Source organism: Aeromonas sp. QDB30, from assembly GCF_027707645.1.
GTDB classification, from domain to species: Bacteria; Pseudomonadota; Gammaproteobacteria; order Enterobacterales; family Aeromonadaceae; genus Aeromonas; species Aeromonas caviae.
Genome location: NZ_JAPCIY010000027.1, coordinates 1 through 19,177 on the forward strand (window position 1 = coordinate 1; position 19,177 = coordinate 19,177).

A 19,177-nucleotide genomic window follows, 5' to 3' on the forward strand; every position below is an offset into this window, starting at 1 on the left:
CTTTCATGGCTTGCAGCAGCTTGTGCTTGAGCATCCAGGCGGTGTCATATTTGACGCCCAACTGGCGCTTTAGCTCCATCGCTGACAAGCCTGTTTTGGTTTGTGACAACAGGTGCATTGCCAGAAACCACTTGGTCAGTGGGAGCTTGGTGTTTGCGAAAATCGTGTTTCCAGTCAATGACATCTGGTGACGGCAGTGATTGCATTGCCACACACGTGGCCGCCTTCTCAGGCGACAACAGGTCTTGTTGGCACATTCAGGGCAGACAAAGCCGTTAGGAAAACGCCAAGTGAACAGCGCGTTTTCGCACTGAGCCTCAGTGCCATAGTCCTTGAGAAACTCAAACAGGCTGTAGCCTTTCTGGAATTGGATTTTGCTTTTGGCCATGATCTCGCACCTCGATAACTGTACGTAAGATCAGTATAGTTCGTGGTAACTGACTGCTAATCATGGGTAATTAGGAAATTTATTGTCTTGTATCTATTTGTCTCCCCTTGTTTTACCGACAGCTACTAGTGAGTAGGCGAGCAAGGTTCTTCTGCCAACCTTGAAAAATCAGGCCATAGGGCGTATAACCACGCGCTTGTCAGTGTATTGAGTGAGCCAATTTTTATGCAGCAGAGTGAACCCGTGCAGAACGCCCCCTTTTGGCAGGTGAAGAGCCTGCAGCAGATGACTATGACCGAGTGGGAGTCCCTGTGCGACGGCTGCGGCAAGTGCTGCCTGAACAAGCTGATCGACGAGGACACCGAGGAGCTGGTGTTCACCAACGTGGCCTGCAACCTGCTCAATACCAAGACCTGCCAGTGCTCCGACTACGGCAACCGCTTTAAAAAAGAGCCGGACTGCCTGCAGATCACCCACGACAAGATTGCCGAATATGACTGGCTGCCGTCGACTTGCGCCTACCGCCTGCTGGCGGAGGGGCAGAGCCTGCCAGAGTGGCATCCGCTGATCACCGGCAGCCGCAGCGCCATGCACCAGGCCGGCCAGTCGGTGCGCGGCAAGGTAGTGCACGAGGCGCAGGCTGGTGACTGGGCCGACCATATCATTACCTGGGCGAGCTAAGCCTTAATCCGCCGTTTATTGCTTACTACAGGGGCAGGGGAGTGAGACTTCGCTGCCCCTGTTGTTTTTGGGATATAAGGGATGCGTTTTTGTGATAAAGGTAGTGTAAAGTTCTGCTGTGAGATGAACGTAGTGAGGGGGATGAGAAGCCGTCTCTAACGCCGTCTGTATTCGTTCAATCGCTTTTAGACACAAGGGCAGCAGAGTCCACACTCCGCTGCCCTTGTTGCTTTCTGGCGTCTTCTGGCGATGTAGTGTTGTTCTCCTCAGCCTGGCCCTCTCCCAAGGGGAGAGGGAAGGGGGCGGGGGATGTTTTACAGCGTCCGCGACGATAACGTTTCTCTGTTCTGCTGTTCTGCTGTTCTGCTGTTCTGCTGTTCTGCTGTTCTGCTGTTCTGCTGTTCTGCTGTTCTGCTGTTCTGAGTACCTGAGTGCCTGAGTGCCTGAGTGCCTGAGTGCCGGTGGGCACATCCGTGCATCAAGCGCAGGAGAGGAGTGGAGAGGGGCATCATAGAGAGGGGCGTTAGGAGGCTAACGTCTGGCCGAGCCTGCGGCTCAGAGCCCACGAGCCAGCCGGCCTGGGAGGTGGGAAGCGGCTTGCACACTGCCAAACAGCCATAAAAAAACCGGCGCCTGGGCGCCGGTTTTTGTTCTCCGAGACTCTATTACAAAGAAGCGGTGAAGGTACGGGTGATGACGTCTTGCTGTTGCTCCTTGGTCAAGGAGTTGAAGCGAACGGCATAACCGGATACGCGGATGGTCAACTGCGGATATTTCTCCGGGTTTTCCATGGCGTCCAGCAGCATTTCACGGTTCATCACGTTGACGTTCAGGTGCTGACCACCTTCCAGGTTGGCTTCGTGGTGGAAGTAACCATCCATCAGGCCGGCCAGGTTGGCTTTCTGGGCTTCCATGTCTTTACCCAGCGCGTTCGGCACGATGGAGAAGGTATAGGAGATACCATCTTTGGCGTAAGCGAACGGCAGCTTGGCAACGGAAGTCAGGGAAGCAACGGCACCCTTCTGGTCACGACCGTGCATCGGGTTGGCACCCGGGCCGAACGGCGCACCGGCACGACGGCCATCCGGGGTGTTACCGGTCTTCTTGCCGTACACCACGTTGGAGGTGATGGTCAGCACGGACTGGGTAGCCACGGCACCACGGTAGGTGTTCAGCTTCTGAATCTTCTTCATGAAGCGCTCGACCAGGTCGCAGGCGATGTCATCGACGCGAGCGTCGTTGTTGCCGAACTGCGGGTACTCGCCTTCGATTTCGAAGTCGATGGAGACGCCATCGGCATCACGTACCGGCTTGACCTTGGCGTACTTGATGGCAGACAGGGAGTCAGCGGCTACGGACAGACCGGCGATACCACAGGCCATGGTGCGATAGACGTCACGGTCGTGCAGCGCCATCAGGGAGGCTTCGTAGCTGTACTTGTCGTGCATGTAGTGGATGATGTTCAGGGCGGCGACATACTGCTTGGCCAGCCAGTCCATGAAGTGATCCAGTCTGTCCATCACGTCGTTGTAATCGAGGTACTCGGAGGTGACCATTTCGGTCTTCGGACCGACCTGGATCTTGAGCTTCTCGTCCATACCGCCGTTGATTGCATACAGCATGGTCTTGGCCAGGTTGGCACGGGCACCGAAGAACTGCATCTGTTTGCCGACGATCATCGGGGACACACAGCAAGCGATGGCGTAGTCATCGTTGTTGAAGTCCGGACGCATCAGGTCGTCGTTCTCGTACTGAACGGAAGAGGTCTCGATGGATACCTTGGCGCAGTACTTCTTGAAACCGACCGGCAGCTTCTCGGACCACAGGATGGTCAGGTTCGGCTCAGGGGACGGGCCCATGGTGTACAGGGTGTTCAGCATACGGAAGCTGTTCTTGGTGACCAGGGTACGGCCATCAACGCCCATACCGGCCAGGGTCTCGGTGGCCCACATCGGGTCGCCGGAGAACAGTGAATCGTATTCCGGGGTACGCAGGAAGCGAACCATACGCAGCTTCATGACCATGTGGTCCATCAGCTCCTGGGCTTCTTGCTCGGTGATCAGGCCTTTTTGCAGGTCACGCTCGATGTAGATGTCCAGGAAGCTGGAGGTACGACCGAAGGACATGGCCGCGCCGTTCTGGGACTTGACCGCCGCCAGGTAGGCGAAGTAGGTCCACTGTACTGCTTCTTTGGCGGTCTTGGCCGGTACGGAGATGTCGCAGCCATATTTGGCAGCCATCACCTTCATCTGGGCCAGGGCACGGTGCTGCTCGGAGATCTCTTCGCGTAGACGGATGGTGGCTTCCAGGTTGACACCGTTTTCCAGGTCAGCCTGCAGGGACTTGAACTGAGCCAGTTTGTCGGCCATCAGGAAGTCGATACCGTACAGGGCAACACGACGGTAGTCACCGATGATACGGCCACGGCCGTAGGCATCCGGCAGACCGGTGATGACGCCGGACTTGCGGCAGTTCAGGATGTCTTTGGTGTAGACGTCGAACACGCCCTGGTTGTGAGTCTTGCGGTACTCGGTGAAGATCTTCTCGACCATGGGGTCAAGCTGACGACCGTACACTTCGCAAGAGGTCTTGACCATCTTGATACCGCCGTTGGCGATGATGGCGCGCTTGAGCGGCTTGTCGGTCTGCAGACCAACGATTTGCTCCAGGCTCTGGTCGATATAGCCGGCATCGTGAGCGGTAATGGTGGAGGGCAGGTCGGTATCAAAATCGACCGGCGCGTGAGTGCGGTTCTCGATCTTGATGCCTTCCATGACCTTGTCCCACAGCTTGGTGGTGGCTTCGGTCGCGCCAGCCAGGAAGGACTCGTCACCTTCATACGGGGTGTAGTTCTTCTGGATGAAGTCACGGGTGTTGACAGAGGTCTGCCATTCACCGGCTGCGAAGCCTTCCCATGCTTTTTGGAACTGTTCGTTAAGTTCTGCCATTTTCATTACCTCTCAAGGTATTTATGTGTCTGCCGCCATCCTTAATGATGGCGACGGAAGATAAACCAGTAAGTCAGCCCAACCATGACGCCACCACCAATGATATTACCTATGGTGACAGGGATGAGGTTGTGCAGGACGAAGTTGGACACGGTCAGGTCGGCAAAGGTCGCCGGATCCTGACCGATGGCCTGCCAGAATTCCGGGCTCGCGACGCTGTGGATGGCGATACCGACCGGGATCATAAACATGTTTGCAATGCTGTGCTCAAAACCGGAGGCCACGAACATGGCGACGGGAAGCAGCATCACCATCACCTTGTCGGTGGCGCTGCGGGCGCCGAAGGCCATCCACACGGCGAGACACACCATGAGGTTGCAGAGGATGCCAAGGGCCACGGCCTCGAAGAAGGTGTGATGGATCTTGTGCTGGGCCACTTTCATGGCGTTCAGCCCCCACTGACCATCCGCTGCCGTGTATTCCGCCGACATGATGATGAGGCCGACGATGATGAGACCGCCGATGAGGTTGCCGAAGTAGACCAGTCCCCAGTTCTTGAGCAACTGGGCCCAGCTGATGCGATTCGCCGCCTTGGCTACCAGGGTGAGGGTAGTGGAGGTGAACAGTTCGGCGCCGAGCAGGACGCAGAGGATGAGACCGAGGGAGAAGCAGATGCCGCCCACCAGCTTGGACATGCCCCAGGCCATGCCGCTTGAGCCCGTGGTGACGGTGATATAGAAGACGAAGGCGATGGCGATGAAGGCGCCAGCGGTGATGGCCAGGGGAATGACCTTGTATGCGGGCTTGGTGGCCTTGGCATAGGTAATGTCTTCGGCCAGGGCGGCGATGGCTTCGGGCTTCAGACAATCAAAGGGAGATTCTGCTTTCAATTCTCAGTACCTGCATATTTTGCCTGTGGAAATCATAACAAAGGGGCTGATCCCCAAAATTGACTCCGATCAAGAATTACAGATTGTGAATGTAATTTTACTACAGGGTTTTTCGCCATCCGGAAGCGTTTCTTTACACCAGGTTTCAGGTGAAACAGAAATGAGTCTGTTATTAATTTTATGATTTTTAAGAACTTATAAAGGACACCCTTAAAAAAGTACCGGCCAGGCACCTTTGCGGCCGCACTGCACCATGAGTGCCAAATTAACAACCCCCTAAGAGGTATTTTTTGTCTTTTATTTCATCTTTGTGGCACGGCCAGCCAAAGCGTAGACCATAAAACAGAAGGGGCCCTCAGGGCCCCTTCGTCATATCAGCATATCAGTTCCAGGTGTGGATTCGTTTGGCTTTTTGCAATTTCTCGTAAGCGGCCAGCAGTTTCTGGTGCAGCGGGAACTGGGAGAGGGAGAGATCGGCGGCTTCCAACCCGTGGAAGCGCGCCTCGCCGCGGGCGTTGGCCCACGCCTGTGCCAGGGTCTCTTCCCCGAACATGCGGGCGAACACCGGGCGGTACTGCTCGGGGTCGCGTTCCTCGTCGAGGAAAAGCTCGACGCAGGCGCGCAGGGCGCGGTAGTAAGCGGCCCGATCCGCCGGGAACACCGACTGGTTGAACTCCATGGTCCAGTCGATGAGGTCGAGGGCGCTCTCCAGGTCGCCTGCGGCCAGCGCCAGCATGGCTTTGAGCTCACCGACGCGCAGGGTGTGCAGGGCAGTGCCCTTGGCGGCGGCGATGCCGAGCAGCTCGCGCACCCGGGTCCGCTCGTCGTGACCCTCTTCATCCAGCTGGTCGAACAGGGCCATGTACTGCTCTGCGTCCCACTCGAGCGCCGGCAGCGCCAGGATGGTCTCCCGCAGGTGGGCCCCCATGGTGTTGTTGGCCAGTAGCAGATCTTCCACCGGATAGATGTCGGACATGCCGGGCACCAGAATACGGCAGGCGTAGACCCCCAGGTGCTCGTAGTCGGCGATGTAGACCGGCTGCTCCAGCTCGTGGAAGATGCCGATCAGGTGGTCGAACTCCTCTTGCGAGGTGCCACGGAAGTCCCAGTCGGCAAACTCGAAGTCGGACTCTTCCTTGAACAGATCCCAGCTGATGAGGCCGGAGGAGTCGATGAAGTGGGTCTCCAGGTTGTGGTGATCCGCCACCTGCTCGTTGTCGAACGACGGCGGCACGAAGACGTCCAGATCCTTGAGGCTGCGCCCTTGCAGCAGTTCGGTGACGGTGCGTTCGAAGGCGACCTCGAAGCGCGGGTGGGCGCCGAAGGAGGCAAAGCAGGTGCCGTTGCTCGGGTTGAGCAGCACCACGCAGATGACCGGATAACGGCCGCCGAGGGAGGCATCGAAGCTGTAGATGGGGAAGCCTTCGGCCTCCAGCGCATCGATGGACGCCTTGATGCCGGGGTAACGGGCGATGACCTCGCCCGGGATCTGGGGCAGGCTGATGGCCTCGGCGATGATCTTGTTCTTCACGTGGCGCTCGAACACCTCCGACAGCCCCTGGGTGCGGGCTTCGGTGCGGGTGTTGCCGGCGCTCATGCCGTTGGAAACATACAGGTTGCCGACGATGTTCATCGGGATGTAGACGGTCTGGTGATCAGACTGGCGCTCGAAGGGCAGGGCGACGATGCCGCGCTCCTCGTTGCCGGATTGCAGGTCCACCAGCATGTCGGCGGTCACTTCCCCGTCCGGGTTGTAGAACTTGCGGGTGAAGGAGTCGAGCAGCCCGGCGGGCAGCTGATCCCCCTCGATGGGGAACCACTTCTCGTTCGGGTAGTGGACGAAGTCGCCATTGGCTACCTGCTCGCCCAGGTAGAAGTCGGCGAAGAAGTAGTTGGTGGAGAGACGCTCGAAATATTCGCCAAGGGCGGAGGCGAGCGCCGCCTTCTTGCTGGCACCCTTGCCGTTGGTGAAGCAGAGAGCGCACTCCTTGTCCCGGATGTGCACGGACCAGACGTTGGGCACGGGGTTGAGCCAGGAGGCCTCTTCGATATCAAACCCCAGGGCTTGCAGCTTGGTCTGGAAGCGTTCAATGGAATCTTCCAGCGCTGCGTCCTTGCCGGGAATAAAAGTGTGGTCGGTCATCACAATGTCCTGATTTTATGGGCTCATGTTTGGACGCAGATAATAGCATGAGTGACGGGGAAAGCGGCCAGGGCAATGGTGTGGGTTTGCCCAGGTCTGCATTGGAGGGGCGGGGTGTGGCAGTGGGGTCGGGTGGTGCGCTGCGGGGCGGCGATTTTTCATGGGAAAGAGGGTTGGGTCATCAGTTTTACTTAACACAATTAAGATAAAGTAAATTTTATTATGACCCTGTGCCCTTCATCATGGCGTCAACCGTTGGTGGGGGGAGGAAAAGAGGGGAACGCCCGTGCCCGTTCCGCCCCCCCGTCTTGATGAACCTTGACCAGGAGTGCTGAATGTTCCCGATGATCCCCCGTATCGACCCCGAGATAGCCAGGTTGGCGCCGGGCTTTTGTGCCCTCAGCATCGTGGTGGAAGCCGCCCCCGTGATTGACACTCTGGTGGGGGAGCGGGCCCTGGCCCGGGCATGTGCGGCCCTTGGCACCGACGAGGCCCCCTGGGCCCTTGAACATCTGGCCGCCTGGGATCAGGTATTCAAGGGGTTTGGCGCCAAGCCTGCCCGCACGCCCTGCTCGGCCCAGGCACTGCGCAAGCGGGTGCTGCGCGATGGCGTCTTGCCCGCCATCGATCCCGTGGTCGATCTCTACAACGCCATCAGCATCGAGTATGCCATTCCCGTGGGCGGGGAGGATCTGGCGGCCTATGTGGGAGCGCCGCGCCTGGTGATTGCCGATGGCAGCGAATGCTTTGACACCCTCAAAGAAGGGCTGCCAACCCAGGAGGCACCGGCTCCCGGAGAGGTGGTGTGGCGGGACGATCTCGGCGTCACCTGTCGCCGCTGGAACTGGCGCCAGGGGATCCGCACTCGCCTGAGCCTCTCTTCCCCCCGGATGTGGTTCATTCTGGAGTGTCTGCCGCCGATGCCGCGCACGGCCTTGTGGGAGGCCGGCGACAGGCTGATTGCCGGTCTTACGCAGATGATGCCTGGGGCCCGCATCGAGCAGACGCTGGTGGAGTGATTGAAGGAGCAGACGAAAAGATAAAAGGAGGCGCCTCATGCTCGCCCGGGCGGTCATGGGGAGGATCTTGCTCGCCATGCCACGTCTGTGCCGCCCGCCTTTACCCACCGCCTGCGAACACATCAGCAAGCAGAGGAACACGGCAACACGCCGGGCTGACATCGTCCCCTGGAGCTTGCCACGTCGGGGCCGGTGTACCCGGCCCTTTCAGCGCGCCTAACCGATGAATTTCAGACCCAGGATCCCGCCGATGATCAGCAGCAGGCAGAGCACCCGGGCCAGGGTGGCCGGTTCGTTGAACAGCCAGATCCCCATCAGCACGGTGCCGACCGCGCCGATGCCGGTCCAGACTGCGTAGGCGGTACCAAGGGGCAACTGTTTGACCGCCATGGCGAGCAGCAGCACGCTCACGGCCATGGCGATCAGGGTCAGCAGGGTGGGGAGGGGACGGCTGAAACCGTCGGTGTACTTGAGGCCGATGGCCCAGGCGACCTCGAACAGGCCGGCCAACAGCAATAGCAACCACGACATAAAGCAGATTCCGCAGGAAGCAGGGTCGTCCCTGCGTATCAGGAGGCCTCGGGGCCGTCCCCGAGGGGCAGCGGGGCTGCCGGTCGGTCTCAATGATGCCCCAACTGGAGGCAGGATGCCAACCGGCTGCCCGCAGGTCGGCCAGGCCGACGGATATTGCAGCGAATGGCACAGAATATTGCGCAATTCGACTTGCGCCCGCCGTCACAATCCGTAATGTGGACAGACGCATTTTTTGCAACTCATATATTGTGAATCCCTTGTAAACGGCTGGCGCCAAGGCAGGGGTCACGGGTACCACACACGATTTCTATAAGCAGCTATCCAGGGTAGGACATTATGAAAAAAGTAGGTTTGGTCGGTTGGCGTGGCATGGTGGGTTCGGTCTTGATGAGCCGGATGCAGGAAGAGAAGGATTTTGCCCGCATTCAACCCACCTTCTTCACCACCTCCCAGGCCGGTGAGGCCGCCCCCAATTTTGGTGTCGATGCCGGCACCTTGCAGGACGCCTTCGATCTCGAGGCGCTGGCCGCACAGGACGTCATCATCACCGCCCAGGGCGGCGACTACACCAAGGATGTCTATCCGCGCCTGAAAGCCGCCGGCTGGCAGGGCTACTGGATTGACGCCGCCTCCTCCCTGCGCATGGAGAAGGACGCGGTTATCATCCTGGATCCGGTCAACGGCGACGTCATCGAGGATGCCCTGAACAACGGCATCAAGACCTTCGTTGGCGGCAACTGCACCGTCAGCCTGATGCTGCTGGCCCTGGGTGGCCTGTTCAAGGCCGATCTGGTGGAGTGGGTGAGCGTGGCCACCTATCAGGCGGCCTCCGGTGGTGGTGCCCGCCACATGCGCGAGCTGGTCACCCAGATGGGCATGCTGCGGGATGAAGTGGCGGTGGAGCTGGCGGATCCCGCCTCCGCCATCCTCGACATCGAGCGCAAGATCACCGAGAAGACCCGCTCCGGCACCCTGCCGGTGGACAACTTCGGTGTGCCGCTGGCCGGTGGCCTCATCCCCTGGATCGACACCAAGCTCGACAACGGCCAGAGCCGTGAAGAGTGGAAAGGCCAGGCCGAGACCAACAAGATCCTGGGTATCGAAAACGCCGCCATTCCGGTGGATGGTCTGTGCGTGCGCATCGGCGCCCTGCGCTGCCACAGCCAGGCCTTCACCATCAAGCTGAAAAAAGACGTGCCGCTGGCCGAAATCGAATCCCTGCTGGCTGCCCACAACGACTGGGTCAAGGTGATCCCCAACGATCGAGACATCACCGCCCGCGAGCTGACCCCGGCCGCCGTCACCGGCACCCTCAGCATCCCGGTGGGTCGTCTGCGCAAGCTCAACATGGGCCCGGAGTACCTGGCCGCCTTCACCGTGGGTGACCAGCTGCTGTGGGGCGCCGCCGAGCCGCTGCGCCGTATGCTCAACATCCTGCTGGCCCGCTGAGGTAGCGGCAGCAGGGAACAGGGAAGGCTTGGCCTTTCTTGTTCCCCTCTTCGTGCCTGTCCATAAAAAAGCGGCATCCCTTGGGATGCCGCTTTTTAATTTATCCAGTTTGACTCTTAGATGTTCTGTGCTTCGTTTGGCACGATGACAGAGGCATGATTTCCTTTCGGCCCCTGCTGCAGTTCAAAGTTGACTGCCTGACCTGCTTTCAAGGTCTTGTAACCTTCCATTTGAATCGTGGAGTAGTGAGCGAAGATGTCTTCACCACCGCCTTCCGGACAGATAAACCCAAATCCTTTTGCGTTGTTGAACCACTTGACTGTTCCGGTTGCCATACATCTACATCCTTTTATTGATTACCCTGAAGTCGTTGAGTAACCTGCGCCAGCCTTATATAACTAGGGCATGACCCCGTAGCAGACGGGCGCCGATTAGCAAGTAACCAATCTAGTCCAACTTTTAAGCGAGTCAAGAAGTTGTTAACAACCGATGTGATCTGGTTAACAAGTCTATTGACAATCTTGAGCGACACGGTAGTAATCTAGAGGTACCAAAGCGCAACTATGAGCAAGCAGAAAGAACTCTTTGCTAACGAAGAGATTGCAGAGGCAGAGAAAACGACGCTGCAACCGCCACCCATGTACAAGGTCGTCCTGAACAACGACGACTACACACCGATGGAGTTCGTGGTGGAGGTGCTGCAAAGGTTCTTTGGTATGGATCTGGAGAAGGCCACTCAGGTGATGCTGAGCGTGCATTATAGTGGTAAGGGAGTCTGCGGCACATTTACCGCCGAGATTGCCGAGACCAAAGTGGTCCAGGTCAACACCTATTCACGTAACAACGAACATCCACTGCTATGTACCATGGAAAAGGCTTGAATCTGATGACTTGATGGCGATAACGACACCGCATTGTTGTTGTACTGAGGGGAGGTGCCTATGTTGAACAAAGATCTAGAAAAGACGCTGAACGAGGCTTTCAAGCTGGCCCGTGACGAGCGCCACGAATTCATGACCGTCGAGCACCTGTTGTTGGCCCTGCTGGATAACAGCTCAGCCCATGAGGCGCTGAGTTCATGTGGTGCGGATGTGGAACAGATGCGCAAAGAGATCCGCGCCTTCATCAATCAAACGACCCCGCTCATCCCCCGTGACGACGAAGACAGGGAAACCCAGCCGACGCTGGGCTTCCAGCGCGTGCTGCAACGTGCCGTCTTCCATGTCCAGTCGTCCGGCAATACCGAGGTGAGCGGTGCCAATGTCCTGGTCGCCATCTTCAGCGAACAAGAGTCCCAGGCCGCCTACTTCCTGAAAAAAGCCGAAATAAGCCGCCTGGATGTGGTGAACTTCCTGTCCCACGGGGTGCGCAAGGACAACAAGCCCGAGAGTGGTGGCAACAATGCGGAATCTGATGACGAGGTATCCTCTGCCCAGATAGAAAGCTTTGCCACCAACCTCAACCAGCTGGTGCTGGAGGGGCGCATCGATCCGCTCATCGGCCGTGATCAGGAGCTCAATCGCACCATTCAGGTATTGTGCCGCCGCCGCAAGAACAACCCCTTGCTGGTCGGGGAAGCCGGCGTGGGCAAGACCGCCATCGCCGAAGGGCTTGCCTACCGTATCGTCAAGGGGGATGTGCCCGAGGTGATTGCGGGTAGCACCATCTACTCCCTGGACATGGGCTCCCTGCTGGCGGGCACCAAGTATCGTGGTGACTTCGAGAAGCGCCTCAAGGTGCTGCTCAAGCAGATTGAACGTCAGGAGGGGGCCATCCTCTTCATCGACGAGATCCACACCATCATTGGCGCTGGTGCGGCTTCCGGTGGCCAGCTGGATGCGGCCAACCTCATCAAGCCGCTGCTCTCCAATGGTTTGCTGCGCTGCGTGGGCTCCACCACCTACCAGGAATATGCCCAGATCTTCGAGAAGGACAGGGCCCTTGCTCGCCGCTTCCAGAAGATCGACATCGTCGAACCCACAGTAGACGACACCACTCGCATTCTGATGGGACTCAAGAGCCGTTATGAGTCTCACCATGGCGTGCGTTACACCGTCAAGGCGATCCGGGCGGCGGTGGAGCTCTCCGCCAAGTACATCAATGATCGCCATCTGCCTGACAAGGCCATCGACGTCATCGACGAAGCGGGGGCAGGGCAACGCCTCTTGCCCGTCAGCAAGCGCAAGAAGGTGATCAATGTGCCGGAAATCGAAGCCATTGTTGCCAAGATTGCCCGTATTCCCGAGAAATCTGTCTCCTCCTCCGACAAGGAAGTGCTGAAGAACCTGGAGCGTAATCTCAAGATGGTGGTGTTCGGGCAGGACAAGGCCATCGAGGTGCTGACCGATGCCATTCGGTTGTCACGTTCAGGGCTTGGCAACGAACGTCGACCTGTGGGCTGCTTCCTGTTTGCCGGCCCGACCGGGGTGGGCAAGACCGAAGTGACCCAGCAACTGGGCAAGGCGCTCGGGGTCGAGGTATTGCGATTTGACATGTCGGAATACATGGAACGCCATACCGTGTCCCGGTTGATCGGGGCTCCTCCCGGTTACGTGGGATTCGAGCAGGGAGGGCTGTTGACCGACTCCGTCCTCAAGCATCCGCACTCCGTCGTGCTGCTTGACGAGATCGAGAAGGCGCACCCGGATGTCTTCAACCTGCTGCTGCAGGTGATGGACAACGGTACCCTGACGGACAACAACGGGCGCAAGGCAGATTTTCGCAATGTGATCCTGGTGATGACCACCAACGCAGGGGTTCAGGAGACCCAGCGCAAGTCCATCGGTTTCCAGCAGCAGGACATGAGCCACGATGCCATGGCGGTGATCAACAAGACGTTCAGTCCGGAGTTCCGCAACCGGCTCGATCACACCATCTGGTTCAACCATCTCGACATGAGAGTGATCCATCAGGTGGTCGACAAGTTCATCGTCGAGTTGCAGGTTCAGCTGGATGCCAAGGGCGTTTCACTGGAGGTGTCTGAAGAGGCGCGCCACTGGTTGGCAGAGAAAGGGTATGACAGGGCAATGGGGGCAAGACCCATGGGCCGGGTCATTCAGGAGCACCTCAAGAAGCCCCTGGCCAACGAGATCCTGTTCGGTTCCCTGGTCGATGGCGGCATCGTGAAGGTCGAGCTGGTGAACAACAGCCTCAGCTTTGATTTTCAGGTCAACGTTGAAGCTGTCTCTCACTGACTGTGAGCAAGGCCGGAAATGACAAAAAACCCCAACCGAGAGGCTGGGGTTTTTTGCTGAATTCCTGGCTTAGCGAGAGCGGAAAACAATACGTCCCTTGGAGAGATCGTACGGAGTCAGAGCCACCGTTACTTTGTCCCCAGTCAGGATACGGATGTAGTTTTTGCGCATCTTGCCGGAAATATGAGCGATAACCACGTGACCATTTTCCAGTTCCACACGGAACATGGTATTGGGCAAGGTTTCGAGAATGGTACCCTGCATCTCAATACTGTCTTCTTTAGCCATTGAATCCTCTTGATAAGCCACAACAAAAAACCGCTGGATCATGCCGGATTTAAGGCTATGTGTAAAGTTTACTCGGGCTTGGTGTCGATTTTTTTCCATTCGCCCTGTACCAGCAGCTCATGGGGCAGGTATTGGCGCTTGTAATTCATCTTGCGGCACTCCTCCACCAGATACCCCAGATAGAGCCACTGACGACCGGTACGTCTGGCCAGTTCCAACTGGCTCAGGATGGCGAAGGTGCCGAGCGACCGGTCGGCATAGTCGGGGTCGAAGAAGGTGTACATGGCGCTCAGAGAGTGGGGAAGCAGGTCCGTGGTGGCCACGCCGATGAGGCGTCCCTCCTTGCGCATCTCCAGATAGAGGGGGGGCATCCAGTCGCAGTGCAGGAACCCCTTGTATTGGGTCCGGCTCGGTGGATACATGCTGCCATCCCTATGGCGCTCACGGATATAGCGTTCATAGAGCTGGTAATACTCGGGCTTGTCGTCATAGCTCAGCACGAGTTCGAGATCTCGGTTCAACTGGCGGATGCGTTTCTGCCCACGGCTCGGGGTGAAGCGTTCACTGTGTATGCGCAAGGATTGGCAGGCGCTGCAGGCGGGGCAGTGAGGACGATAGATGTCGTTGCCACTGCGCCGGAATCCTGCCGTCAGCAGCCGTTCGTACCCGGCGGCGTTGAGCAATTCATGGTCCATCAGGACCAGCAACTGCTCCTGCTCGTGACCGAGGTAGCTGCACGGGTGCCTGGGGGTCAGCCCGACCTTGAGGATCACTTCTTCACTCATAGGCTGATTCTCCTCGGTTGCCAGCATCCCTCTTGCAACGGTTGCCGGGTCAGGGTGGCCAGGGTGGTCAGAAAGCGCTGCCTTGGCCACTCCTGGACGCCCAGCGTGGCCAGAAAGTCGTTTTGCATCTGGCAGTCGATGAGGGCACCGCCGTGCCCTGCAAAGTGGCGACAGAGGGCCACCATGGCCAGTTTGGCGCCATTGTCGATGCGGCTGAACATGGATTCACCACAAAAGAGTCGACCCAGGGAGAGACCATAGAGGCCTGCCTGCAACTGATCATCCTGCCAGACCTCGATGGAGTGGGCATGACCGAGGCGATGAAGGCGCCGATAGGCGTCGATCATGGGGGCACTTATCCAGGTGCCGCTGGCGGTGCGACGGGGGGCGGCGCAGGCTGCAATGACGTCATCAAAGGCGCGATTGATGTAAATCTCGAAGGGGGTGCGGCGCAAACACTTCTGCAGGCTGCGGCCGATGTGGAGTTCCTCGGGCACGATGACTCCCCTGGGATCCGGTGACCACCACAGCAGTGGCTGATGGGGTTCATTCCACGGAAAGATCCCGCTGTGGTAAGCTGCCAGCAATCGAGTGGGGGAGAGATCTCCCCCAATCGCGAGCAGCCCGTTGGGCTCTTCCAGCGCATGGCTGGGGGAGGGAAACCAGCACAGCTCATCATCCAGTTCGGTAAGATAGCGAGACATAAGGCAGAGGTTCATAGATGAAGGCCATTATCCTGATAGTATCCAGCTTGCTTGGCTTTGTCACGGCACCGGCCTGGAGTGCGGTGTATGAACGCAACACGGCGCGTCCGGTGGAGCAGGTGGTCTTCGGCCAGGTGGATGCGGTGCGCAACATCACCCAGCGCCAGATGGTGGAATCAGAGCATTCCGGCTGGAAAACGCTGGGAGGGGCCGTGCTTGGCGGGCTGCTCGGCAACCAGTTTGGCGGTGGGCACGGGCGGGAGATTGCCACTGCGGTCGGGGCACTGGCGGGAGCGGCGGCGGTGCAGCAGTTTCAGTCAGGGGGCAGCGTGGTGGAGAACAAGCTGGTGGAGCTGCTGATCCGCAACGAGCAGAATGGGCTCATCAACGTGATCCAGGATTACGATCCGGCCATGGTCTTTGCGCAGGGCGACAAGGTACGCATCCTCTATTTCAACGATGGAGTGCGGGTCGACAAGACCTATTGAACGGTGAAGAAGGGATTGACCCGGCGGCCGCCACACAGGGGCGCCGGGCGGTACTACACGGAGTGCCTCTGCTGATGCTTGCTCAGACGTCCTGACAGACTATCTTGTCTCGCCCGGTATTCTTTGCCTGATACAACTGGCGATCTGCCTCGCTCAGCGCCTCGTCCATGGAGAGCCGCCCGACATTGATGACGCCGAAACTGGCGCGTACAAAGAGCGATATCTCCCGCGACAGCGGTTGCTGACGCATTTGCAGACGAAGCCCTTCCAGTCGCTTGAGCAGCACGGGAACGGGGCAGTGGGGCACCATCAGGGCAAATTCTTCACCACCGAATCGGGCTATCATGGCATCCGGGAAGAACTGGGTGAGCAGCCTGGCCAGATGACAGAGCAGCTGATCGCCGATGGCGTGCCCCCAGTGATCATTGACCTGCTTGAAGTGATCCACATCGAGCACGCACAGGGAGAGCTGCGCCTGATGGCGCTGATGCTCCTCGAACCACTTTTGACCCTCGTTGAACCAGTAGCGTCTGTTGTAAAGCCCGGTCAGGTAGTCTCGGTTGGCCGATTCCTGGATATTGTTGAACTGCTCAAGGGCCTCCAGGTTGTGGCTGACTCGGCACTGCAGCTCCTCGGGTTCAAAGGGCTGATTGAGAAAATCATTCGCCCCTTGCTTGAGGTAGCGTGCCGAGAGGCCGTGTTTGTCCGACACCGAGATGCCGATGATGGCGAGCTGCTGCTTGCTGTAGCGCTCGCGCAGCATTCGCACCAAGCTGATGCCGTCGATCTCCGGCATGTAGTAGTCCACCAGCATCAGGCGAATGGCGGGGTGCTGCTCGAGCTGCGCCAGCGCATCGCGGGCTGAATTGGCCTCGTGCACCTGCAATAACTGCTTGCGCAACTGGGCCGCGGTACGGTGACGGGAGGTGCGTGAATCGTCGACCACCAATACTTCGATGGCCTGGTTGAGGTAGAGGCGGTGCACCAGACCGACGGCATATTGCAGGGAGTGACGTGAATCCTTCATCACATAGTCCAGCACCCCGGCCTCCAGCCAGGCTTCCCGCTTCTCTTCACTGATGTCGGCCGTCAGGATCACCACCGGCAGCCCACGCTCCCTCAGCACATTGACAGCCTCTCCGCCGGGGGCGTCCGGCAGGGTGAGATCCACCAGGGCGACCACATAATCTTCCCCATGGCAATCGCGAGCCCCTTCAAGGGTATCGAAGGCGTCGATTTCCAGTCCGGTCTGTTGCGCAATGGCCTGGGTCAGCATGCGGCGTACCGTCAGGCTGTCTTCCACTATCATTATTTTTCGTTTCATCCTGCTCCTTGCAATAAAAAAGGGCATGCCAACTGGCATGCCCTTTATATCCTTCCGATTATTGTGCGTCCAGATATCGCTCTGCATCGAGGGCGGCCATGCAGCCGGTTCCTGCGGAGGTGATCGCCTGGCGGTAGACGTGATCGGCCACGTCGCCGGCGGCGAACACGCCCGGGATACTGGTCTGGGTTGCGAACCCTTCCAGTCCGCCACGCACTTTCAGATAGCCGTTTTCCATCGCCAGCTGCCCTTCGAAGATCTGGGTGTTGGGCTGGTGACCGATGGCGATGAAGACCCCCATCAGCGGCAGCTCGGAGGTGGTGTCATCCCGGGTGCTGCGCAGGCGCACGCCGGTGACGCCCATGTCGTCACCCAGTACTTCGTCCAGGGTCTGATGGGTGTGCAGGACGATATTGCCGCTCTCGACCTTGTCGTTGAGGCGCTTGATCAGGATCTTCTCGGCGCGGAACTCGTCGCGGCGATGAATGAGGTGCACCTTCTTGGCGATGTTGGCCAGATAGAGTGCCTCTTCCACGGCGGTGTTGCCGCCGCCGACCACGGCCACTTCCTGATTGCGGTAGAAGAAGCCGTCACAGGTGGCGCAGGCGGAGACGCCGCGGCCCTTGAAGGCCTCTTCGGAGGGCAGACCCAGATATTTGGCGGAGGCGCCGGTGGCGAGGATCAGCGCATCGCAGGTGTATTCACTGTTGTCGCCCTTGAGGCGGAAGGGACGCTCGGTCAGCGTCACTTCATTGATGTGATCAAAGAGGATGCGGGTATCGAACTTCTCTGCATGCTCTTTCATGCGCTCCATCAGGGCCGGGCCGGTCAGCCCTTCCGCGTCCCCTGGCCAGTTTTCCACTTCGGTGGTGGTGGTCAGCTGACCACCTTGCTGCATGCCGGTGATGAGCAGGGGATTGAGGTTGGCGCGAGCGGCATAGACGGCCGCAGTGTAACCTGCCGGACCGGATCCCAGGATCAGCAGTTTGCTGTGAGTGACTTGGCTCATGATGTGATTTCCGAGACGTGATGAGTTTGCGCGATTGTAGGTAATTCGTGATCCGTGGTCAAAGGCCAGCGCATCGATTGGGGCAATCGCCAACAAGAGGGGTGAGCCGGGGATGGCAGGCATAAAAAAACCGCCCATCGCGGGCGGATTTTCACTCATCTACCTCCCTTTGCAGGGACGCGATCAGTTCAGCAGGGTCAGGGGATCCGTGTAAGCCAGGTTGTGGGCCACGGCAACCTCCTTGCAGGTGATTTTGCCCGCCATCACGTTCAGGCCGTGCAACAGGTGGGGATCGGCGAGCAGAGCGTTGCGATAGCCCTGTTCGGCCAGCTTGATGATGAAGGGGAGGGTGGCGTTGTTCAGGGCCACGGTGGAGGTCCGCGCCACGGCACCCGGCATGTTGGCCACGCAGTAGTGCACCACCTCGTCGACGATGAAGGTGGGATCTTCATGGGTGGTGGCATGGGAGGTCTCGACACAGCCGCCCTGATCGATGGCCACGTCCACGATGGCCGCACCGGGTTTCATGCGAGCAATGTGGTCACGGCTGACAAGTTTTGGCGCAGTGGCGCCAGGCACCAGCACGCCGCCGATGACCAGGTCCGCCGCCAGCAGATGGCGCTCCAGGGTCTCGCGGTTGGAGTAGACCACCTTGGCAGCCCCTTGGAACTCGCTGTCGAGACGGCGCAGGGTATCGACGTTGTTGTCGAGGATGGTGACGTCGGCACGCAGGCCGACGGCCATGCGGGCTGCGTTGGAGCCCACCACACCACCACCGATGATCACCACCTTGGCCGGTTCTACACCGGGCACACCACCGAGCAGCACGCCGCTGCCGCCACGGGATTTCTCCAGTGCCTGGGCACCGGCCTGAATAGACATGCGTCCAGCCACTTCCGACATGGGGGCCAGCAGGGGCAGACCGCCACGACCGTCCGTGACGGTTTCATAGGCGATGCAGACGGCACCACTGTCGATGAGATCCTGGGTCTGGGCCAGGTCCGGCGCCAGGTGCAGATAGGTAAAGAGGGTCTGGCCAGGACGCAGCATGGCCCGTTCCACTGCCTGGGGTTCCTTGACCTTGACGATCATCTCCGCCTTGGCGAAAACTTCGGCAGCGGAGGCCAGGATCTCGGCTCCGGCAGCCAGATAATCTGCGTCACTGAACCCAATGCCATTTCCTGCGCCGCTTTGGACGAAAACAGTATGGTTTCGTGCTGTCAGTTCACGTACACTGGCCGGAACCATGCCTACGCGATATTCATGGTTTTTTATTTCCTTAGGTACACCGATAATCATGCTATCCCTCGTCTATCGATTGGTGGTTTATGTT

17 protein-coding genes and 1 pseudogene are annotated in these 19,177 nt (G+C 58.8%); 6 read left to right on the plus strand and 12 right to left on the minus strand.

Annotated features, from left to right (window positions below):
- Window positions 1-388 (minus strand): annotated as a pseudogene (locus PG896_RS10330) (IS1595-like element ISKpn3 family transposase); the annotation flags it as partial.
- A 225-nt stretch (window positions 389-613) separates the two neighbouring features.
- Here PG896_RS10330 and PG896_RS10335 point away from each other — a divergent pair.
- On the plus strand, window positions 614-1,069 hold the full coding sequence (locus tag PG896_RS10335; protein WP_203762095.1) for a YcgN family cysteine cluster protein: 456 nt from the start codon (window positions 614-616) through the stop codon (window positions 1,067-1,069).
- 665 nt (window positions 1,070-1,734) lie between these two features.
- Here the strand turns inward: PG896_RS10335 and pflB are convergent.
- From pflB to ycaO, 3 genes are all read right to left on the minus strand, one after another.
- Entirely contained in the window at window positions 1,735-4,017 is a 2,283-nt protein-coding gene (gene pflB, locus PG896_RS10340) for a formate C-acetyltransferase (protein ID WP_010674504.1), read from the minus strand.
- A 41-nt stretch (window positions 4,018-4,058) separates the two neighbouring features.
- Window positions 4,059-4,907 (minus strand): formate transporter FocA, encoded by an 849-nt coding sequence (focA, locus tag PG896_RS10345; protein ID WP_010674505.1) that lies wholly within the window; start codon window positions 4,905-4,907, stop codon window positions 4,059-4,061.
- A gap of 382 nt (window positions 4,908-5,289) precedes the next feature.
- The gene (ycaO, locus tag PG896_RS10350) at window positions 5,290-7,050 is read right to left on the minus strand and encodes a 30S ribosomal protein S12 methylthiotransferase accessory factor YcaO (protein ID WP_010674506.1); all 1,761 of its coding nucleotides are present in this window, start codon (window positions 7,048-7,050) and stop codon (window positions 5,290-5,292) included.
- 335 nt (window positions 7,051-7,385) lie between these two features.
- Between ycaO and PG896_RS10355 the strand changes: the two genes are divergently transcribed.
- A complete protein-coding gene (locus tag PG896_RS10355) occupies window positions 7,386-8,069 on the plus strand; it encodes a B3/B4 domain-containing protein (RefSeq protein WP_039039002.1) in 684 nt (227 codons plus the stop codon).
- A gap of 216 nt (window positions 8,070-8,285) precedes the next feature.
- Here PG896_RS10355 and sugE read toward each other — a convergent pair whose 3' ends face one another.
- Window positions 8,286-8,600, minus strand: a complete 315-nt coding sequence (gene sugE / locus PG896_RS10360) for a quaternary ammonium compound efflux SMR transporter SugE (protein WP_041211362.1) — start codon at window positions 8,598-8,600, stop codon at window positions 8,286-8,288.
- Between the two features lie 339 nt (window positions 8,601-8,939).
- Here sugE and asd point away from each other — a divergent pair, with 339 nt between their 5' ends.
- Window positions 8,940-10,052: an aspartate-semialdehyde dehydrogenase gene (gene asd, locus PG896_RS10365; protein ID WP_103243235.1), complete on the plus strand. Its 1,113-nt coding sequence runs from the start codon at window positions 8,940-8,942 to the stop codon at window positions 10,050-10,052.
- A gap of 116 nt (window positions 10,053-10,168) precedes the next feature.
- Here asd and cspD read toward each other — a convergent pair whose 3' ends face one another.
- The gene (gene cspD, locus PG896_RS10370; RefSeq protein WP_010674510.1) at window positions 10,169-10,387 is read right to left on the minus strand and encodes a cold shock-like protein CspD; all 219 of its coding nucleotides are present in this window, start codon (window positions 10,385-10,387) and stop codon (window positions 10,169-10,171) included.
- Window positions 10,388-10,615: 228 nt separating this feature from the next.
- Between cspD and clpS the strand changes: the two genes are divergently transcribed.
- Window positions 10,616-10,933 carry an ATP-dependent Clp protease adapter ClpS gene (gene clpS, locus PG896_RS10375; protein ID WP_124245184.1) on the plus strand — a complete coding sequence of 106 codons (318 nt, stop codon included), beginning with the start codon at window positions 10,616-10,618 and terminating at the stop codon, window positions 10,931-10,933.
- Window positions 10,934-10,993: 60 nt separating this feature from the next.
- Window positions 10,994-13,246 carry an ATP-dependent Clp protease ATP-binding subunit ClpA gene (clpA, locus tag PG896_RS10380; protein WP_128273140.1) on the plus strand — a complete coding sequence of 751 codons (2,253 nt, stop codon included), beginning with the start codon at window positions 10,994-10,996 and terminating at the stop codon, window positions 13,244-13,246.
- Window positions 13,247-13,315: 69 nt separating this feature from the next.
- Here clpA and infA read toward each other — a convergent pair whose 3' ends face one another.
- From infA to aat, 3 genes are all read right to left on the minus strand, one after another.
- On the minus strand, window positions 13,316-13,534 hold the full coding sequence (gene infA / locus PG896_RS10385) for a translation initiation factor IF-1 (RefSeq protein ID WP_005300033.1): 219 nt from the start codon (window positions 13,532-13,534) through the stop codon (window positions 13,316-13,318).
- A gap of 68 nt (window positions 13,535-13,602) precedes the next feature.
- Window positions 13,603-14,319 (minus strand): arginyltransferase, encoded by a 717-nt coding sequence (locus PG896_RS10390; RefSeq protein ID WP_010674512.1) that lies wholly within the window; start codon window positions 14,317-14,319, stop codon window positions 13,603-13,605.
- Entirely contained in the window at window positions 14,316-15,023 is a 708-nt protein-coding gene (gene aat / locus PG896_RS10395) for a leucyl/phenylalanyl-tRNA--protein transferase (protein WP_210539046.1), read from the minus strand. The genes PG896_RS10390 and aat overlap by 4 nt, the downstream gene beginning before the upstream one ends.
- A gap of 17 nt (window positions 15,024-15,040) precedes the next feature.
- Here aat and PG896_RS10400 point away from each other — a divergent pair, with 17 nt between their 5' ends.
- A complete protein-coding gene (locus PG896_RS10400; protein ID WP_010674514.1) occupies window positions 15,041-15,511 on the plus strand; it encodes a glycine zipper 2TM domain-containing protein in 471 nt (156 codons plus the stop codon).
- Between the two features lie 82 nt (window positions 15,512-15,593).
- On the opposite strand, the gene PG896_RS10405 is transcribed toward PG896_RS10400, so the two are convergent.
- From PG896_RS10405 to ald, 3 genes are all read right to left on the minus strand, one after another.
- Window positions 15,594-16,835, minus strand: a complete 1,242-nt coding sequence (locus PG896_RS10405) for a diguanylate cyclase (protein WP_029314438.1) — start codon at window positions 16,833-16,835, stop codon at window positions 15,594-15,596.
- 58 nt (window positions 16,836-16,893) lie between these two features.
- Window positions 16,894-17,844, minus strand: a complete 951-nt coding sequence (trxB, locus tag PG896_RS10410) for a thioredoxin-disulfide reductase (protein ID WP_270835683.1) — start codon at window positions 17,842-17,844, stop codon at window positions 16,894-16,896.
- Between the two features lie 183 nt (window positions 17,845-18,027).
- Window positions 18,028-19,143: an alanine dehydrogenase gene (gene ald / locus PG896_RS10415; RefSeq protein ID WP_010674517.1), complete on the minus strand. Its 1,116-nt coding sequence runs from the start codon at window positions 19,141-19,143 to the stop codon at window positions 18,028-18,030.
- Window positions 19,144-19,177: the final 34 nt, after the last annotated feature.

Coding starts and splice junctions, on each gene's coding strand:
- PG896_RS10400 (WP_010674514.1), top strand. CDS start 15,041: ATGAAGGCCATTATCCTGATAGTATCCAGCTTGCTTGGCTTTGTCACG.
- infA (WP_005300033.1), bottom strand. CDS start 13,534: ATGGCTAAAGAAGACAGTATTGAGATGCAGGGTACCATTCTCGAAACC.
- clpS (WP_124245184.1), top strand. CDS start 10,616: ATGAGCAAGCAGAAAGAACTCTTTGCTAACGAAGAGATTGCAGAGGCA.
- PG896_RS10355 (WP_039039002.1), top strand. CDS start 7,386: ATGTTCCCGATGATCCCCCGTATCGACCCCGAGATAGCCAGGTTGGCG.
- aat (WP_210539046.1), bottom strand. CDS start 15,023: ATGTCTCGCTATCTTACCGAACTGGATGATGAGCTGTGCTGGTTTCCC.
- PG896_RS10405 (WP_029314438.1), bottom strand. CDS start 16,835: ATGAAACGAAAAATAATGATAGTGGAAGACAGCCTGACGGTACGCCGC.
- PG896_RS10390 (WP_010674512.1), bottom strand. CDS start 14,319: ATGAGTGAAGAAGTGATCCTCAAGGTCGGGCTGACCCCCAGGCACCCG.
- pflB (WP_010674504.1), bottom strand. CDS start 4,017: ATGGCAGAACTTAACGAACAGTTCCAAAAAGCATGGGAAGGCTTCGCA.
- cspD (WP_010674510.1), bottom strand. CDS start 10,387: ATGGCAACCGGAACAGTCAAGTGGTTCAACAACGCAAAAGGATTTGGG.
- PG896_RS10335 (WP_203762095.1), top strand. CDS start 614: ATGCAGCAGAGTGAACCCGTGCAGAACGCCCCCTTTTGGCAGGTGAAG.
- asd (WP_103243235.1), top strand. CDS start 8,940: ATGAAAAAAGTAGGTTTGGTCGGTTGGCGTGGCATGGTGGGTTCGGTC.
- ald (WP_010674517.1), bottom strand. CDS start 19,143: ATGATTATCGGTGTACCTAAGGAAATAAAAAACCATGAATATCGCGTA.
- trxB (WP_270835683.1), bottom strand. CDS start 17,844: ATGAGCCAAGTCACTCACAGCAAACTGCTGATCCTGGGATCCGGTCCG.
- sugE (WP_041211362.1), bottom strand. CDS start 8,600: ATGTCGTGGTTGCTATTGCTGTTGGCCGGCCTGTTCGAGGTCGCCTGG.
- ycaO (WP_010674506.1), bottom strand. CDS start 7,050: ATGACCGACCACACTTTTATTCCCGGCAAGGACGCAGCGCTGGAAGAT.
- clpA (WP_128273140.1), top strand. CDS start 10,994: ATGTTGAACAAAGATCTAGAAAAGACGCTGAACGAGGCTTTCAAGCTG.